Genomic DNA, 16617 nt, shown 5'->3' on the forward strand with positions numbered 1-16617 from the left:
ATCAAATAATCCCGACCAAGGTCACGCGGCACCCCAGGTCCGAACAAACCGACCGCATCGTTGATCATCTTGTTACCCGGCGTAAGGAACCCCGGCCGGGAAAGATCCGTCCCGCATCGCAAGACTTCCCGTCACCCCGGAATGACAGGCACAAAGCACAGGTTGACGCATGTCATGCCGTCTCCCTCGGTCGAGCGCACGACCTCCACCGCCGCCCCCTCCCCCTCGATACCCCCCACCCGTATGCCCCTGGCCGTCTACATCCTCGGGCTCTCCGTCTTCGCCCTGGGCACGAGCGAGTTCATGCTCTCCGGGCTCCTGCCGCCCATCGCCGACGACATGGGCGTCTCCATCCCCCGCGCGGGCCTGCTCATCTCCGCCTTCGCGATCGGCATGGTCGTCGGCGCGCCCCTCCTCGCCGTCGCCACCCTCCGGCTCCCCCGCAAGACCACCCTCGTCGCCCTCATCACCGTCTTCGGCCTCGGACAGATCGCCGGCGCGCTCGCCCCGAACTACACCGTCCTCTTCGCCTCCCGCGTCGTCAGCGCGCTCGCCTGCGCCGGCTTCTGGGCGGTCGGCGCGGCCGTCGCCATCGCGATGGTCCCCGTCGGCTCCCGCGCCAGGGCGATGGCCGTCATGATCGGCGGCCTGTCCATCGCCAACGTCCTCGGCGTCCCGGCCGGCGCGTTCCTCGGCGAACACCTCGGCTGGCGCTCGGCGTTCTGGGCGGTCGGCGCGGCCTCCGCCATCGCGCTCGTCGGCGTCGTCACCCGCATCCCGCACCTCCCGCTCCCCGCCACCAGGCCCCGCCTCAAGCGGGAGCTCGCCATCTACCGCGACCGGCAGGTCCTCCTCTCCATCACGATCACCGCGCTCGCGGCGGGCGGCGTCTTCTGCGCCTTCTCCTACCTCGCCCCGCTCCTCACCGACGTCTCCGGGCTCGACGAGAGCTGGGTCTCGGCCGTCCTCGCCCTCTTCGGCATCGGCGCCCTGGCCGGTACGACGATCGGCGGCCGCGTCGCCGACGCCCACCTCTTCGGGGTGCTGCTCAGCGGCATCGGCGCCTCCACCGTCTTCCTGATCGCCCTGGCGGTCTTCGCCTCGAACCCCGTCGTCACGGTCCTGCTCGCCTTCCTCCTCGGCGTCTCCGCGTTCTACACCGCCCCGGCCCTCAACGCCCGCATGTTCAACCTCGCGGGCGCCGCCCCCACCCTCGCGGGCGCCACCACCACCGCCGCCTTCAACCTCGGCAACACCGGCGGCCCCTGGCTCGGCGGCACCGTCATCGACGCCGGCCTCGGCTTCGCCTCCCCCGCCTGGGCGGGCGCGGCGATGACCGCCCTGGGCCTGGCGACGGCCGCGGTGGCCCTCAAGCTGCACAAGTCCACCTCCCGCGTGGTCACCTCGGGCACGCCCCGGCAGCAGGAACAGGCAGCCGACGCGCCCTGCTGACCGGCCTTTCGAAGAAAATCCCGCCGCGAGCGATGAGTTCCTCCATGATCGACAGTCAAAGCTCATGAACAGACCAGGACACGAGAAGCCGAGGAACCGACCATGCGCACCCTGATCAGCACCGCCTTCATCTCGCTCGACGGCGTCGTGGAGGCCCCGGGCGGCGAGCCCGGCTACCGGAACGCCGGGTGGACCTTCAAGGACGTCGACTTCCTCCCCGAGGCGTTCGAGATCAAGGGCCGCGAGCAGAAGGAAGCGGCCGCGATGCTCATGGGCCGGACCAGCTACGAGGCGTTCAGCCCCGTGTGGCCCGACATGGAGGACTTCGCCGACTACAAGGCCATGCCGAAGTACGTCGTCTCCACGACCCTCACCGAGGACGACCTGGTCGACAACTGGGGCGAGACGACGATCCTGCGCTCGATCGACGAGGTCGCCGCCCTGAAGGAGACCGAGGGCGGCCCGATCATCGTCCACGGCAGCGCCTCCCTGAACCAGGCCCTGTCGGACGCGGGCCTCATCGACCGCTACCACCTGCTCGTCTTCCCGCTCCTGCTCGGCGCGGGCAAGCGCCTCTTCAGCACCACCGACAAGGACACGCAGAAGCTCAAGCTCGTCGAGCACGAGGCCTACGCCAACGGCCTGCAGAAGAACGTGTTCGACGTCGTCCGCTGACCACGTCCACATGCAGGTCGGTGTCACCGACCTGCCCTGAGACGAGGGCTCAGGCGACCGGCCGGCCCTTCGGGCGGCGCAGGCCCGCCCGGGTGAGGCGGCCGAGCAGCTCCTTCGAGCCGACCTCGATCGCGCCCGCCGCCACCGCGTCGCCGTACCGGTCCGACGGGATGTCGTAGTGGTCCCGCTCGAAGGCGCGCGGCGGCGCGCCGATCGAGGCGGCGAAGGCGTGCAACTCCTCGAAGGAGACGTCGCTGACCAGGTGCGACCACATGCGGCCGTGACCCGGCCAGGTCGGCGGGTCGATGTAGAGGCTCACGCCGGCACTCCCGTCACGTCAGGCCGCCCACCGGGGCCACCACCACGCCCTGCTTGCCGCAGACCCAGTGCGGGTCGGGACCGAGCTCCGGCTCGACGTCGAGGGCGTGCGGGTCGCCCGAGGCGCAGACCGGACAGAGCGGCCAGCGTCCATGCCGTTCGAGCAGGGCGTCCTGCACGTCCTGGGCGACGAGCCCGGCGACGTACGACACCCCCTCGGGCCACTGCTCGACCCACCAGCGGCGGTGGGTCACCGCGTCCTCCACCATCGACACGACCTCTGCGGCGGCCACCTCCCGGGCCACCAGGTCGGCCAGAACCAGCGCGCGAGCGGCGTGCAGCGCCTGCTCCACGGGGTCGATGTCGTCCATGGACTCATTGTCACCCGAGTTGTCACCCGAGCGGCGGAAAGGGCGAAGGTCCCCTCCGGATCCGGGGCCGAAGTGGACCGACGGGGTCTTGTCGCCCCCCTCTTCCCGAAAGTATCTTTCACATGTGACCAATGATGTGAAGGAAAGTTTCAGCAGCGGGGCGCCCCCCGCCCCCGCCGCGCTCGCGGCCAAGGTGCGGACCCTCGCGCCGTCCATGACCCGCTCCATGCAGCGCGTCGCCGAGGCCGTCGCCGGAGACCCCGCCGGCTGCGCCGCCCTCACGGTCACCGGCCTCGCCGAGCTCACCGGCACCAGCGAGGCGACCGTCGTCCGCACCGCCCGGCTCCTCGGCTACCCCGGCTACCGCGACCTGCGCCTCGCCCTCGCCGGCCTCGCCGCCCAGCAGCAGTCCGGCCGCGCCCCGGCCGTCACCGCCGACATCGCCGTCGACGACCCCGTGGCCGACGTCGTAGCCAAGCTCGCCTACGACGAGCAGCAGACCCTCGCCGACACCGCCGCCGGCCTCGACACCATCCAGCTCGGCGCCGCCGTCGCCGCCCTCGCCACCGCCCGCCGCATCGACATCTACGGCATCGGCGCCTCCGGCCTCGTCGCCCAGGACCTCGGCCAGAAGCTGCTCCGGATCGGCCTGATCGCCCACGCCCACAGCGACCCGCACCTCGCCGTCACCAACGCCGTGCAGCTCCGCTCCGGCGACGTCGCCATCGCCATCACCCACTCCGGCTCCACCGGCGACGTCATAGAACCCCTGCGCGTGGCCTTCGACCACGGCGCCACCACGGTCGCCATCACCGGCCGCCCGGACGGCCCCGTCACCCAGTACGCCGACCACGTCCTGACCACCTCCACCGCCCGCGAGAGCGAACTGCGCCCCGCCGCCATGTCGTCCCGCACCAGCCAGCTCCTCGTCGTCGACTGCCTGTTCACCTGCGTCACCCAGCGCACGTACGAGACGGCCGCCCCGGCCCTCGCCGCCTCCTACGAAGCCCTCGCCCACCGCCACTCCCCGCGAACCCGCTGAGCCCCGCACCCGCTGCCCGACCAACTCGTTCACCGGCGCCGACGACGCCGCCGTACCGAAAGAGCGCCCGTGCCCACCTCGTACTCCGAACTCCGCGCCCAGCTCGCCACCCTCACCACCGAGGCCTTCCGCCCCGAGTTCGCCGAGATCGACCGGCTCCCCACCCTGGACATCGCCCGCACCATGAACGGCGAGGACCGGACCGTCCCCGAGGCCGTCGCCCGGCAGCTCCCCGCGATCGCCGCCGCGATCGACGCCACCGCCGAGCGGATGTCCCGCGGCGGACGGCTGATCTACCTGGGCGCCGGCACCGCGGGCCGCCTCGGCGTCCTCGACGCCAGCGAGTGCCCGCCCACCTTCAACACCGACCCCTCGCAGGTCCTCGGCCTCATCGCGGGCGGCCCCACCGCCATGATCAAGGCCGTCGAGGGCGCCGAGGACTCGCGCGAACTCGCCGCCGCGGACCTGGACGCCCTCGGGCTCACCGCCGACGACACCGTCGTCGGCGTCTCCGCCTCCGGCCGCACCCCGTACGCGATCGGCGCCGTCGCCCACGCCCGCGCCCTCGGCGCCCTGACCATCGGGATCTCCTGCAACGAGGACAGCGCGCTCGCCGCCGCCGCCGAGCACGGCATCGAGGTCGTCACCGGACCCGAACTCCTCACCGGCTCCACCCGGTTGAAGGCGGGTACGGCACAGAAGCTGGTCCTCAACATGATCTCGACGATCACGATGATCCGGCTCGGCAAGACCTACGGGAACCTGATGGTCGACGTCCGCGCCTCCAACGACAAGCTCCAGGCCCGCTCGCGGCGGATCGTCGCGCTCGCCACCGGCGCGCCGGACGAGCAGATCGAGACCGCGCTCGCCGCCGCCGACGGAGAGGTGAAGACCGCGATCCTGATGATCCTCGCCGACATCGACGCCGACACGGCCGCCGCACGCCTGACGGCGTCCGGGGGCCACCTGCGTGCGGCGCTCCACGCGTGAGCCGTCACCGGCAGAGGACGTCCTCCGCGGGCCGCACGCCCTCGGTCAGGAAGCGGGTCACGGCCCGGTCGCCGCACGCGTCGCCGTTGCCGAGGTAGACCCCGTGGCCGCCCTTGTCCACCGAGACGAGGCGCGCCCGCTCGCCGAAGGCCTCCCGCATCCTCATCCCGACGGAGTGCGGGGTGGACGGGTCGCGCAGGTTCTGGATCATCAGCACGTTCGAGGGGCCCCGGTCGGTGATCCGGGTCGGCTTCTCCACCGCACCGCCCTTCCAGAAGGCGCACGGCGTGATGTTCGCCGGCATGCCCGCCGTCAGCGGGTGGCGGATCCGCTCGGCGGCGACGGCCCGCTCGTACGCCGGGACGGAGGCGGGCCAGTCCACGTCGTTGCAGATCACGCCCACGCTGACGGTCGCCGCCTCGTCGGGCATCGGCCCGGCCAGCTCGGGCGGCAGCACGGGCACGCCCGCCGGGTCGAGGGCCTGGGACATCAGCCGGGCGAAGGCCGGGAAGGCCGCGTCGGAGTACAGGGCCTGCTGGAGCGCCTGGCGCAGCACCGTGCCGGTCAGGGGTGTGCCGGGGGTCGTCGAGGCGCGCGGCGCACGGTCGAGCCGGGCGGCGAGGCCGAGGAAGAGCGGCCGTACGTCCTCGGGCCGCGCGGCGAGCCGCAGCCCGTCCTCGTCCCGGTCCGGGGCGGACGCCCAGGCCGCGAAGTCGGGGAAACGGTCCTCGGCGCCGCTCGCCATGCCCGCGAGCCAGCCGCGGGCGACGCGCTTCGGGTCGGGGTCGGAGCTGCTGTCGAGGACCCAGCGGTCGGTGCGCTCCGGGAACTTCTGGGCGTACACGGCGGCCACGTACGTCCCGTACGACACGCTCCACGCGGACAGCTTCCGCTCACCGAGCGCCTGCCGCAGCCGGTCGAGGTCCCGCACCTGGTTGGCGGTGGTCAGCCCGCGCAGCATCGCACCGCCGTTCCGCGCACAGGCCTCCGCCATCCGCCGCGAGCGGGCCACGTTCTCGCCGATGCCGCCGTCGGCGGCGGGCCAGGACCGCAAGGTCACCAGGCGCCGGTCGTCCTCGGCGAACCCGCACCGGGCCTTCGCGGAGCCGCCGACCCCGCGCGGATCGAAGGCCACCAGGTCGTACGCGCCGTTCATCTCCCGCGCCAGCGCGGCCCCCTTCTGCCCGAGCCGCTGCACACCGGAGCTCCCCGGGCCGCCCGGGATCACCATGAGCGTCCCGCGCCGCGCCTCGGGCCGGGCGCTGGGCAGCCGGGCGACGGCGAGCCCGATCCGCTCGCCGTCGGGGTCGGCGTAGTCGAGGGGGACGGAGAGTGTGGCGCACTGCTGCCCGGGCAGCGGCTTCACGGCGAGGTCGCAGTCGCCCCAGTTCAGCGTCGCCGCGGCGGCGGGCGTGACCCCGCCCCCGACGAGTCCGACCCCGGCGACGGCGGCGACGGAGAGAGCGATCATCAGGGCCTTGCGTCCACGATTCGTTGTCATGCGCACAGCCTCGCGGAGGGGTCGACCGGACCCCATCCGGTAGGCGGGCGGATCGACGGTGGGGCCAACCCCAGGGCGGGCGGGGGCGGTTGCCCGACGGCGCCGCCCCCTCTCCGGGGCCCCGCCCCCGGGCGGCCGGGGGCGGTTGCCACACGCCCCCGTCACCCCTCAGGGCCCCGCCTAGACTCCGCCTCATGACCACGACACCGAGCCCCGCCCTCGTCACCGACCTCGCCCCCACCGGCGTCCTCCGGGCCTCGATCAACCTCGGAAACCCGGTGCTCGCGCAGGGCACGCCCGAGGCGCCGGCCGGGATCACCGTGGACCTGGCGCGGGAGATCGCGGCCCGGCTCGGCGTCGGCGTCGAGCTGCTCTGCTTCGACGCGGCGCGCAAGTCCTTCGAGGCGATGGCGGACGGCCGCGCCGACCTCTGCTTCCTCGCCGTGGACCCGGCGCGCGAGACGGAGGTCGCGTTCACCGCGCCGTACGTCGTCATCGAGGGCGTGTACGCGGTGCCGCGCGGCTCGGCCCTCACCACCGTCGAGGACGTGGACGCGCCGGGCGTCCGGATCGGGGTCAAGAAGGGCTCCGCGTACGACCTGTTCCTGTCGAGGAACCTCGCCCACGCGACCGTGGTACGGGGAGAGGAAGGCGTCGATACGTTCCGGGCGGAAGGCCTTGAGGTCGGCGCGGGCATCCGCCAGCCGCTCACCGCCTACGCCGCCGCGCACCCCGAAGTCCGCCTGATCGAGGGCCGCTTCATGGAGATCCGACAGGCCGTGGGGACGACGATCGGCCGCCGCCCCGAGACGGTCGCCTTCCTCCGCGCCACGATCGAGGAACTGAAGACGAACGGCTTCGTCGCGGACTCGCTGCGCCGCTCGGGCCAGGAGGAGCAGCTGGTGGCGCCGCCGGCCTGACGGCCGGGAAGACACCGGGGGCCTGGCCGACAGGTGCGCGGCCGGGGGCCGGCGGGCCCCCCTGTCGGCAGCGGAATCGTATGTTCAGGCGCGGGAAAGACGCCAGAAAAACATGGCCCGGCGACCCCCTGGAAGGCCCCTTCCCGGCCCTGTGTGCCCCTTTCCCGGGACCCGCGCACCCCCTCGTGCGGGTGGGCCCACGCGGGCGCCCACGGGCCGCACAGCCCCCGCACGGCGGCTCCCCACACCACCCCTGACCTGGGCTTTTACTTCAACTCCCCGTATTCTTAAGGGACTCGGAGGGGAGATCCACTTGAACGAGACCGACCGCAGCATCCGCACCATCGACGACGTACTCGCCCTGCTCGACAGCCTGTTCTCGCCCGGTGCCGACCGGTGGACCGAGGGCGGGGCCGACTGGTGGGACGGCTTCTACGCGGACCGGGAGAAGCCCGTGCCGTTCTTCGTCGCGAAGCCCGACGAGAACCTCGTGTCGTACGTCGAGCAGGGCCTGGTCCCGGCCGGCGGACGGGCCCTCGACCTCGGGTGCGGCCCCGGCCGGAACACGCTCCACCTGGCGTCCCTCGGCTTCGACGTCACCGCGATCGACCTCTCGCCCACCGCCATCGCCTGGGCGGAGGAACGGGCCCGCGAGGCAGGGACCGAGAACGTCCGCTTCCTCTGCGCCGACGCCTTCACCGCCGCCCTCGACGGCCCGTACGACCTCGTCTACGACTCCGGCTGCTTCCACCACCTGCCCCCGCACCGGCGCGTCAGCTACCTCTCGCTCCTCGACCGCGTCCTCGCCCCCGGCGGCCACTTCGCGCTCACCACGTTCGCCGCCGGCGAGGGCGGCATGGGCTCCGAACTCCCGGACGCCGACTTCTACCGCGAGGGCAGGCTGCACGGCGGACTCGCCTACACCGACACCTCGCTCCGCGCGATCTTCGGCGGTCTCACCGAGGTCGACCTCCGCCGCATGCGCGACGAACCCGCCGACTCCCCCCGCTTCGGCGAGTCCTTCCTCTGGACGGCCCTCTTCCGCCGCCCCTGACTCAGCGCATCCCCCTCAGGTACGCCGCCAGCCGGTCGTACTGCTCCCGCACCCCCGCCTCCATGCCCGCCGCCAGCGCCTGGTCCCTGACCTCGTTCGACGGCCAGAAGGAGGTGCTGGTCAGGGCCGTGCCGCCATCGGGGGTCGCGTCGAAGGTGAGGGTCACGCGGACGGGCTCGGCGTCCGGCATCTGCTCGAAGACCTCCGTGTAGTCGAGCCGCTCCGCCGGGACCACGTCCTCGTACGTCCCGGAGAAGACGATCTCCTGGCCGCCCGGCGCGGTCTGGCCCCAGCGCCAGGCGCCGCCCGCCCGCAGGTCGATGTCGACGACGGAGGTGGTGAGCCCGGCCGCCCCGTACCACTCCCGCACGTGCTCGGGCCGCGTCCAGGCCTCCCAGACGCGGGCCGGCGGGGCCTCGAAGGTGCGGGTGACGACGAGCTCACGGTCGGCGGGCGTGGTGAGGAGGGTGACCATCGCGGTCTCCCTTCACGAGGAAGCTTCACAAGGAGCCTCTTCCAGGATCGCCCCGCCGCTCCCGTCGGGCGACCGGTCGAAACGCCCGAGGGCGGCACCCCCACCAGGGGGTGCCGCCCTCGTTCGCGTTCAGCGATGAACTGCCGATCCCGGTGGGGATCAGAAGTCCATGTCACCGCCCGGCATGCCGCCGCCGGCCGGCGCAGCGGCCTTCTCCGGCTTGTCGGCGATGACGGCCTCGGTGGTGAGGAACAGCGCGGCGATCGACGCGGCGTTCTGCAGCGCGGAGCGCGTGACCTTCGCCGGGTCGATGATGCCCTCGGCGATGAGGTCGACGTACTCGTTGGTCGCGGCGTTCAGGCCGTGGCCGACGGGCAGGTTGCGGACCTTCTCCGCCACGACGCCACCCTCGAGGCCGGCGTTGACGGCGATCTGCTTCAGCGGGGCCTCAAGGGCCAGCTTGACGATGTTGGCACCGGTGGCCTCGTCGCCCGACAGGTCCGCTTCGAGCTTCTCGAAGACGTTGGAGGCCTGGAGCAGGGCCACGCCGCCACCGGCGACGATGCCCTCCTCGACGGCCGCCTTCGCGTTGCGAACGGCGTCCTCGATGCGGTGCTTGCGCTCCTTGAGCTCGACCTCGGTCGCGGCACCGGCCTTGATGACGGCCACGCCGCCGGCCAGCTTCGCGAGGCGCTCCTGGAGCTTCTCGCGGTCGTAGTCCGAGTCGGAGTTCTCGATCTCGGCGCGGATCTGGTTCACGCGACCGGCGACCTGCTCGCTGTCACCGGCACCGTCGACGATGGTGGTCTCGTCCTTGGTGATGACGACCTTGCGGGCGCGGCCCAGCAGGTCCAGGCCCGCGTTCTCGAGCTTGAGGCCGACCTCCTCGGAGATGACCGTGCCGCCCGTGAGGATGGCGATGTCGTTCAGCATGGCCTTGCGGCGGTCGCCGAAGCCCGGGGCCTTGACGGCGACGGACTTGAAGGTGCCGCGGATCTTGTTGACGACCAGGGTCGACAGGGCCTCGCCCTCGACGTCCTCGGCGATGATCAGCAGCGGCTTGCCCGACTGCATGACCTTCTCCAGGAGCGGAAGGAGGTCCTTCACGGAGGAGATCTTGGAGTTGACGATCAGGAGGTACGGGTCGTCGAGCGACGCCTCCATGCGCTCCATGTCGGTGGCGAAGTACGCCGAGATGTAGCCCTTGTCGAAGCGCATGCCCTCGGTGAGCTCCAGCTCCAGACCGAAGGTCTGGGACTCCTCGACGGTGATGACGCCTTCCTTGCCGACCTTGTCCATGGCCTCGGCGATGAGCTCGCCGATCTGGGTGTCGGCGGCGGAGATGGAGGCCGTGGAAGCGATCTGCTCCTTGGTCTCGACATCCTTCGCCTGCTCGAGCAGGGCGCCCGAGACGGCCTCGACGGCCTTCTCGATGCCGCGCTTGAGGGCCATCGGGTTGGCACCCGCGGCGACGTTGCGGAGACCCTCGCGGACGAGCGCCTGGGCGAGGACGGTGGCGGTGGTCGTACCGTCGCCGGCGACGTCGTCCGTCTTCTTGGCGACTTCCTTGACCAGCTCGGCGCCGATCTTCTCGTACGGGTCCTCGAGCTCGATCTCCTTGGCGATGGAGACACCATCGTTGGTGATCGTGGGGGCGCCCCACTTCTTCTCGAGGACGACGTTGCGGCCCTTCGGGCCGAGGGTGACCTTGACGGCGTCAGCGAGCTGGTTCATGCCGCGCTCGAGACCGCGCCGGGCCTCCTCGTCGAACGCGATGATCTTGGCCATGTGAAGTGGTCCTCCCGGACATGGGGTGGATAACGCTCCAGGACCGCGCCGACGCCCGCGACGGACGGCCTGCGTGCCCGGCGGTTCCTTGCCCCACCTGGCCGCGGACCTCGTCTGCCCGATCCTCGTAAGCACTCTCACCTTCCGAGTGCTAACGCCAATGATTAGCACTCGCCCTAGGAGAGTGCAAGCCGTTCCGAAGGAACGTCGATGAGGGGTGGCGGTCGGGTGACGGGAGGGTGCAAGCGACTCTCGACTGTCAGGACACTCCGGATGGAGCCCCGGGAACGCACGAGGGGTCCGCATCCCCTCAGGGATGCGGACCCCTCGACGGCGTTGCGTCGGTGGCCGATCGCGCCGCGCTCAGACGGCGAGCTTGACCATGTCCGCCTGCGGACCCTTCTGGCCCTGCGAGATCTCGAACTCGACCCGCTGGCCCTCTTCGAGGCTGCGGTAGCCATCCATCTGGATCGCGCTGTAGTGGACGAAAACATCCGCACCACCGTCTACCGCGATGAAGCCGTAGCCCTTCTCCGCGTTGAACCACTTGACGGTGCCCTGAGCCATGCCTAACTCCCCTATTACTGGCCCTTGCGCGGGACCCGCACTTCGCGGACCCGGGTCAGACCTCTGCGCCGGAACGCGTCGACCGCGGCTGAATGTATCTGCCCAACTGCCCTCTGCAACAGGTCATTCGACCGGGAATTCTGGGCGGCCCGGAAAGGGGAATTGGGGAGAATCCCCAAGATGACGGGGCAAGTCGGGCCCGGCAAAGCACGCAGAAGGTACACAACGTGCGCGCACTTTGGCTGCTTCTTGTCGTGCGGGGGCGCATTCTCATATGCGCCCGGCATGAGCAGCGGAGGGGACTTCCCCAACTCTACCGCGCTCAACCATGCAGAATTGCCCCTTCCGCTTATCGCGCGGAAGGGGCAATTCGTACTGACTGGTAAGCCCTTCGGGGGCTCAGCAACCCCCGGCGACGGCCGGAATGATCGAGACGCCCGCGCCGGCCGGGGTGGCCGTCTCCAGGCCCTGCTCGAAGCGCACGTCGTCGTCGTTCACGTAGACGTTGACGAAGCGGCGCAGCTTGCCCTGGTCGTCCAGGACGCGGGCGGCGATGCCCGTGTGGTTCTTCTCCAGGTCCGCGATGACCTCGGCGAGGGTCGCGCCCTCGGCCTGGACCTCGGACTGACCGCCCGTGTAGGTGCGGAGGATGGTGGGGATGCGGACGTTCACGGCCATGTCTTCGTAACCTTTCAGAGCGCCAGGCCGGCGTCGCGGAACGCGTCCAGGCTCGGGCGGATGGTGACGGTCGCCTGAGAGGTGTCGGCCACCGCGTCCAGGGTCTTGAGTCCGTCGCCGGTGTTGAGGACGACGGTGGTGAGGTCCGGGTCGATGAGACCGGCCTCGACGAGCTTCTTGGTGACGCCGACGGTCACGCCGCCCGCGGTCTCCGCGAAGATGCCCTCGGTCTGCGCCAGGAGCTTGATCGCGTCCACGACCTGCTCGTCGTTCACGTCCTCCACGGCGCCGCCGGTCCGGCGGGCGATGTCGAGGACGTACGGGCCGTCGGCCGGGTTGCCGATGGCGAGGGACTTGGCGATCGTGTTCGGCTTCTGCGGCCGGACGACGTCGTGACCGGCCTTGAAGGCGACGGACACCGGGGAGCAGCCCTCGGCCTGGGCGCCGAAGATCTTGTACGGCTTGTCCTCGACGAGGCCCAGCTTGATGAGCTCCTGGAGGCCCTTGTCGATCTTCGTGAGCTGGGAGCCGGAGGCGATCGGGATGACGAGCTGGTCGGGGATGATCCAGCCGAGCTGCTCGCAGATCTCGTACGCGAGCGTCTTGGAGCCCTCGCCGTAGTACGGGCGGAGGTTGACGTTCACGAAGCCCCAGCCCTCGCCGAGCGGGTCGCCGATGAGCTCCGAGCAGAAGCGGTTGACGTCGTCGTAGTTGCCCTCGATGGCGACGAGGTCACCGCCGTATACACCGGCCATGACGACCTTGCCCTGCTCCAGGTCGTGCGGGATGAACACGCAGGAGCGGAAGCCGGCGCGGGCGGCGGCGGCGCCGACGGCGCCGGCCAGGTTGCCGGTGGAGGAGCAGGAGAGGGTGGTGAAGCCGAAGGCGCGGGCGGCCTCGATGGCCTGGGCGACGACCCGGTCCTTGAAGGAGTGGGTCGGGTTGCCGGAGTCGTCCTTGACGAACAGCTTGCCGGGGGCGACGCCGATCTCGCGGGCGAGGTTGTCGGCCTGGACGAGCTTGGTCCAGCCGGGGTTCAGGTTCGGCTTCTCGGCGACGTCGGCGGGGACGGGCAGCAGCGGGGCGTAGCGCCAGATGTTGGCGGGTCCGGCCTCGATCTGCTTGCGCAGCGCCTCGGGGTCACCGGTGGGAAGGTCGTACGCGACTTCGAGCGGTCCGAAACAGAGCTCGCAGGCGAAGACGGGTCCGAGCGGGAACACTTCACCGCATTCGCGACAGGAGAGCCCGGACGCCGGACCGAGGTCGACGGTGGTCACGGGGGTAGCGGTCTGTACAGCCATGGAGGCGAGGCCCTTTCTCCTCATCTTTCCCATGACGAATTTTTCGCCATGAGACGGATTTGGCACCTTCCCTAGCCGGGGACCTCGCTGGAGGACGAGAACCGACTGGAGGGTTGCCGGGGCTTCAACGGGCCGTTTCCCTCTGCCCCTCTGGATGAGCGGTATTCGATTGTGAGACGCGGGCGGCACCCCGACATGCATCGGGCATCCGCGTTGTTCAAGACTGTAACCGAAGGCTTCGAAGGTGGAGACCGACGTCCGATCCGCGAGATGGAGATCACGTTGTTGGAGGAAGTGGAGCGCTGGCTGGCCCGGCGGTCCTGGTCCGTGTCCGACCGCCCGCTGGAGCGGGTGCTTGCCGCCAAGCGGAACACGAGGGTCAGTGTCGTCCTGCCGGCGCTGAACGAGGAGGCGACGGTCGGGGACATCGTCGCCGTGATCCGCCGCGAGCTGATGACGGAGGCGGTGCCGCTCGTCGACGAGCTGGTGGTGATCGACTCGGGCTCCACGGACCGTACGGCGGAGGTGGCGGCCGCGGCCGGGGCGCGGGTGGTCGCGCGGGACGCGATCCTCCCCCGCATACCGGCCCTGCCCGGCAAGGGCGAGGTCCTGTGGAGGTCACTGATGGTGACGAGCGGGGACGTGGTCTGCTTCGTGGACGCGGACCTGCGGGACTTCTCGGCGGACTTCGTGACGGGGATCGTGGGCCCGCTGCTCACGGACCCGGACGTCGACTTCGTGAAGGCGATGTACGACCGCCCGTTCGGGGACACCCCTGGCCAGGGCGGCAGGGTGACGGAACTGGTCGCGCGCCCGCTCCTCAACCTCCACTGGCCGCAGCTGGCCGGCTTCGTCCAGCCGCTGGGCGGCGAGTACGCGGCACGCCGCTCCCTCCTCGAACGGCTCCCCTTCCCGGTCGGTTACGGCGTGGAGCTGGGGCTGCTCGTGGACGCCCTGCACACGGTGGGCCTGGACGCGCTCGCACAGGTGGACGTCGGCGTACGCAAGCACCGGCACCAGGACGGGCTGGCGCTTGGCCGGATGGCGGCGGCGATCTACCGGACGGCGCAGCTGCGGCTGTCGCGGGGGCATCTGGTGCGGCCGCGGCTGACGCAGTTCGAGCGGGGCGAGAAGGGCTTCGAGCCGCGGACGTACGCGGTGGACACGGAGGAGCGGCCGCCGATGGCCGAGATCGCGGAGTACGCGCAGCGCCGCGTGGCGTGACACCCCCGGGCGGCTACCCAGCGTGGCCGGGCCCCGGCGGCGACCCAGCGTGGCCGGATCAGCCCGTCTCGTATACGTACGTTTGAGCGTTTACAGGACGGGCTAGGTTCGCCACATGGCTACTGTGCTCGTCGCATCCAACCGGGGCCCGGTCTCGTACGTGCTCGGCGAGGACGGCTCGCTCGGCACCAGAAGGGGCGGCGGCGGCCTGGTCTCGGCCCTGAGCACCATCGACGCCCAGGAGAGCCTCTGGGTGTGCGCGGCGCTCGGCGAGGGCGACCGGGAGGCGGTCCGGCGGGGTGTCGCCGAGCCGGGCGTACGGATGATCGACATCGATCCGTCCGTGTACGCGGACGCGTACAACGGCATCGCGAACTCGGTGCTGTGGTTCCTCCACCACCATCTGTACGACATCCCGCGGGAGCCGGTCTTCGACGCGGGGTTCCGCCGCCGCTGGGAGTCGTACCGCGCGTACAACCGCGCCTTCGCGGAGGCACTGGCGGCGGAGGCGGCGGAGGGAGCGGCGGTCCTGGTCCAGGACTACCACCTGGCACTGGTCCCAGGTCAGCTGAGGGACCTCCGCCCGGACCTCCGCATCGCCCACTTCACCCACACACCCTGGGCCTCCCCTCAGTACCTCGGCATGCTCCCGACCGACATCCGGGAGGAACTCCTCCGGGGCATGCTGGGCGCGGACCGTCTCGGCTTCCACACCCGGGCCTGGGCGAAGGCGTTCGAGGAGGGCGCGGGCGACCTCGGGCGCACGCGGGTCGCGGCGTACCCCCTGGGCGTGGACGGCGACGAACTGCGGGCACTGGCGTACCGCCCGGAGGTGGACGAGAAGGTGGCGCGCCTCCGCACGGAGATCGGCGACCGCAAGACGATCGTCCGGGTGGACCGCACGGAACTGTCGAAGAACATCCTGAGAGGCCTCCAGGCCTACCGCGAACTCCTGACCACGCACCCCGAATGGCGCAACAGGGTCGTCCATCTGGCCTCGGCGTACCCCTCGCGCCAGGACCTGGAGTCGTACCGGTCGTACACGAAGGCGGTGGGCACCCTGGCTGCGGAGATCAACACCGAGTTCGGCACGGCGGACTGGCAGCCGGTCCTGGTCTCGGTGAAGGACGACTTCACCCGCTCCCTGGCGGCGTACCGCCTCGCGGACGTGGCCCTGGTGAACCCGGTGCGCGACGGCATGAACCTGGTGGCGAAGGAGATACCGGTCGTCTCGGAGACGGGCTGCGCGCTGGTCCTCTCCCGCGAGGCGGGCGCCTACGAGGAACTCCACGAGGACGCCCTCGTCGTGAACCCCTTCGACGTCTCGGCGACGGCCGAGGCCCTGCACCAGGCCCTCACGATGCCCCCGTCGGAACGCACGGACCGCACGAAGCGCCTGGCGGCGACGGCCACGTCCCAGCCCCCGCAGCGCTGGTTCCTGAACCAGTTGGAGGCGCTGCGGGAGGGGTGAGCACGATCAGACGGCCGTCCACCAGGTGCTCGCCCAGGCGATGAGCTCGCCGTCCTCGTGGTAGAGCGCCGAGGCGGCGGCCAGGGTGCTGGCCTCCTGGCGGACTCGTTCGCCGCGTACGACGTAACGCTCCCCGGCGCGGACTCGTCCGATCAGCGTCGCCGCCATCCGGCTGAGCAGCATGGGCCGGGCGCCCAGGTCGACGGTCCAGCCGCCGGGACAGTCGAGGACCGCCCACAGGAGCGCGACCTCGTCGACGTCGGCGAGGTCCTCCGGCTCCCAGAGGCAGGCCGTCGTGTCGCCGTCGGACACCGGACCGGGCCGCAGGGTCAGGCCGTCGTCCCGCCGGGTGGGACCGCAGACGAAACAGGTCCGGGAGAGAGCCTGGGCCCCCGCACCGAGGAAGCCCGGCTCGGCATCGGCGGCCACGGAGGCGGGCACCCACTCCGGGGGGCGGCCCGACGCCCGGCCCGGCCCGGCCACGGCCACCAGGGTGTCTCCGTCCCAGAACTGGGTCCGGGCCCCGGCCTCGACGACGGTGATCTCGGTGTCGAGCGGAGGCGGAGAGAGGAGCGTCACCCCGACGTCACCCCCGGAAGACCCTGCGACCTGCTGCGCGAAGAGCCCACAGGCGTAGCCGCCGTTGGCACTGTCCACCGGCCCGTTGAACCGCCGCTCGATCCGCACTTCGTCTCCCCCCGCCCCACGTCCATCCGAACACAGGGAGAATAACCGTTCGACCAGCGGAGTCTCCTGACAAACGACAGTGCCCCGGGGCGGGCCTGAGGCC

Annotated in this window: 17 protein-coding genes and 1 riboswitch; of the genes, 8 read left to right on the forward strand and 9 right to left on the reverse strand. The window is 71.3% G+C overall.

Annotated elements, in window-relative coordinates:
- Positions 1-243: 243 nt before the first annotated feature.
- Positions 244-1452, forward strand: coding sequence for a Cmx/CmrA family chloramphenicol efflux MFS transporter (locus ACZ7HT_RS12485; RefSeq protein ID WP_471164051.1), 1209 nt, complete (start codon positions 244-246; stop codon positions 1450-1452).
- A gap of 102 nt (positions 1453-1554) precedes the next feature.
- The gene (locus ACZ7HT_RS12490; protein ID WP_471163691.1) at positions 1555-2127 is read left to right on the forward strand and encodes a dihydrofolate reductase family protein; all 573 of its coding nucleotides are present in this window, start codon (positions 1555-1557) and stop codon (positions 2125-2127) included.
- A 49-nt stretch (positions 2128-2176) separates the two neighbouring features.
- Here ACZ7HT_RS12490 and ACZ7HT_RS12495 read toward each other — a convergent pair whose 3' ends face one another.
- Both ACZ7HT_RS12495 and ACZ7HT_RS12500 read right to left on the reverse strand, forming a co-directional pair.
- Positions 2177-2446, reverse strand: coding sequence for a DUF4031 domain-containing protein (locus ACZ7HT_RS12495; protein ID WP_471163694.1), 270 nt, complete (start codon positions 2444-2446; stop codon positions 2177-2179).
- A 13-nt stretch (positions 2447-2459) separates the two neighbouring features.
- Positions 2460-2816, reverse strand: coding sequence for a hypothetical protein (locus tag ACZ7HT_RS12500; RefSeq protein WP_471163696.1), 357 nt, complete (start codon positions 2814-2816; stop codon positions 2460-2462).
- Positions 2817-2940: 124 nt separating this feature from the next.
- Here ACZ7HT_RS12500 and ACZ7HT_RS12505 point away from each other — a divergent pair, with 124 nt between their 5' ends.
- Positions 2941-3858, forward strand: a complete 918-nt coding sequence (locus ACZ7HT_RS12505; protein ID WP_471163699.1) for a MurR/RpiR family transcriptional regulator — start codon at positions 2941-2943, stop codon at positions 3856-3858.
- Between the two features lie 69 nt (positions 3859-3927).
- Positions 3928-4848: an N-acetylmuramic acid 6-phosphate etherase gene (gene murQ, locus ACZ7HT_RS12510; protein WP_471163701.1), complete on the forward strand. Its 921-nt coding sequence runs from the start codon at positions 3928-3930 to the stop codon at positions 4846-4848.
- A 4-nt stretch (positions 4849-4852) separates the two neighbouring features.
- Here murQ and ACZ7HT_RS12515 read toward each other — a convergent pair whose 3' ends face one another.
- Positions 4853-6349: an alpha/beta hydrolase gene (locus ACZ7HT_RS12515; protein ID WP_471163704.1), complete on the reverse strand. Its 1497-nt coding sequence runs from the start codon at positions 6347-6349 to the stop codon at positions 4853-4855.
- Between the two features lie 194 nt (positions 6350-6543).
- Between ACZ7HT_RS12515 and ACZ7HT_RS12520 the strand changes: the two genes are divergently transcribed.
- A complete protein-coding gene (locus ACZ7HT_RS12520) occupies positions 6544-7269 on the forward strand; it encodes a transporter substrate-binding domain-containing protein (protein WP_471163707.1) in 726 nt (241 codons plus the stop codon).
- Between the two features lie 313 nt (positions 7270-7582).
- On the forward strand, positions 7583-8323 hold the full coding sequence (locus ACZ7HT_RS12525) for a class I SAM-dependent methyltransferase (protein WP_471163712.1): 741 nt from the start codon (positions 7583-7585) through the stop codon (positions 8321-8323).
- A 1-nt stretch (position 8324) separates the two neighbouring features.
- Here ACZ7HT_RS12525 and ACZ7HT_RS12530 read toward each other — a convergent pair whose 3' ends face one another.
- The 5 genes from ACZ7HT_RS12530 to thrC form a co-directional block, all read right to left on the reverse strand.
- Entirely contained in the window at positions 8325-8798 is a 474-nt protein-coding gene (locus tag ACZ7HT_RS12530) for an SRPBCC domain-containing protein (RefSeq protein WP_471163715.1), read from the reverse strand.
- Between the two features lie 159 nt (positions 8799-8957).
- Complete coding sequence (gene groL / locus ACZ7HT_RS12535; protein ID WP_351180160.1) at positions 8958-10586, reverse strand: chaperonin GroEL; 1629 nt, start codon at positions 10584-10586, stop codon at positions 8958-8960.
- 363 nt (positions 10587-10949) lie between these two features.
- The gene (locus ACZ7HT_RS12540) at positions 10950-11153 is read right to left on the reverse strand and encodes a cold-shock protein (protein WP_015035246.1); all 204 of its coding nucleotides are present in this window, start codon (positions 11151-11153) and stop codon (positions 10950-10952) included.
- A 399-nt stretch (positions 11154-11552) separates the two neighbouring features.
- A complete protein-coding gene (locus ACZ7HT_RS12545; protein ID WP_017238235.1) occupies positions 11553-11831 on the reverse strand; it encodes a MoaD/ThiS family protein in 279 nt (92 codons plus the stop codon).
- Between the two features lie 14 nt (positions 11832-11845).
- Positions 11846-13156 carry a threonine synthase gene (gene thrC / locus ACZ7HT_RS12550; RefSeq protein ID WP_471164053.1) on the reverse strand — a complete coding sequence of 437 codons (1311 nt, stop codon included), beginning with the start codon at positions 13154-13156 and terminating at the stop codon, positions 11846-11848.
- A riboswitch (SAM riboswitch) is annotated at positions 13150-13293 on the reverse strand. (Overlaps the previous gene by 7 nt.)
- Positions 13294-13414: 121 nt before the next feature.
- Here thrC and ACZ7HT_RS12555 point away from each other — a divergent pair.
- Both ACZ7HT_RS12555 and ACZ7HT_RS12560 read left to right on the forward strand, forming a co-directional pair.
- Positions 13415-14356: a glucosyl-3-phosphoglycerate synthase gene (locus tag ACZ7HT_RS12555; protein ID WP_471164055.1), complete on the forward strand. Its 942-nt coding sequence runs from the start codon at positions 13415-13417 to the stop codon at positions 14354-14356.
- 115 nt (positions 14357-14471) lie between these two features.
- Positions 14472-15827: an alpha,alpha-trehalose-phosphate synthase (UDP-forming) gene (locus ACZ7HT_RS12560; protein WP_471163718.1), complete on the forward strand. Its 1356-nt coding sequence runs from the start codon at positions 14472-14474 to the stop codon at positions 15825-15827.
- 6 nt (positions 15828-15833) lie between these two features.
- On the opposite strand, the gene ACZ7HT_RS12565 is transcribed toward ACZ7HT_RS12560, so the two are convergent.
- A complete protein-coding gene (locus tag ACZ7HT_RS12565) occupies positions 15834-16514 on the reverse strand; it encodes a hypothetical protein (RefSeq protein ID WP_471163721.1) in 681 nt (226 codons plus the stop codon).
- Positions 16515-16617 lie beyond the last annotated feature (103 nt).

The organism is Streptomyces sp. NPDC037410 (assembly GCF_055602235.1).

Coding starts and splice junctions, on each gene's coding strand:
- ACZ7HT_RS12485 (WP_471164051.1), top strand. CDS start 244: ATGCCCCTGGCCGTCTACATCCTCGGGCTCTCCGTCTTCGCCCTGGGC.
- ACZ7HT_RS12490 (WP_471163691.1), top strand. CDS start 1,555: ATGCGCACCCTGATCAGCACCGCCTTCATCTCGCTCGACGGCGTCGTG.
- ACZ7HT_RS12500 (WP_471163696.1), bottom strand. CDS start 2,816: ATGGACGACATCGACCCCGTGGAGCAGGCGCTGCACGCCGCTCGCGCG.
- ACZ7HT_RS12515 (WP_471163704.1), bottom strand. CDS start 6,349: ATGACAACGAATCGTGGACGCAAGGCCCTGATGATCGCTCTCTCCGTC.
- ACZ7HT_RS12520 (WP_471163707.1), top strand. CDS start 6,544: ATGACCACGACACCGAGCCCCGCCCTCGTCACCGACCTCGCCCCCACC.
- ACZ7HT_RS12530 (WP_471163715.1), bottom strand. CDS start 8,798: ATGGTCACCCTCCTCACCACGCCCGCCGACCGTGAGCTCGTCGTCACC.
- groL (WP_351180160.1), bottom strand. CDS start 10,586: ATGGCCAAGATCATCGCGTTCGACGAGGAGGCCCGGCGCGGTCTCGAG.
- ACZ7HT_RS12540 (WP_015035246.1), bottom strand. CDS start 11,153: ATGGCTCAGGGCACCGTCAAGTGGTTCAACGCGGAGAAGGGCTACGGC.
- ACZ7HT_RS12545 (WP_017238235.1), bottom strand. CDS start 11,831: ATGGCCGTGAACGTCCGCATCCCCACCATCCTCCGCACCTACACGGGC.
- thrC (WP_471164053.1), bottom strand. CDS start 13,156: ATGAGGAGAAAGGGCCTCGCCTCCATGGCTGTACAGACCGCTACCCCC.
- ACZ7HT_RS12560 (WP_471163718.1), top strand. CDS start 14,472: ATGGCTACTGTGCTCGTCGCATCCAACCGGGGCCCGGTCTCGTACGTG.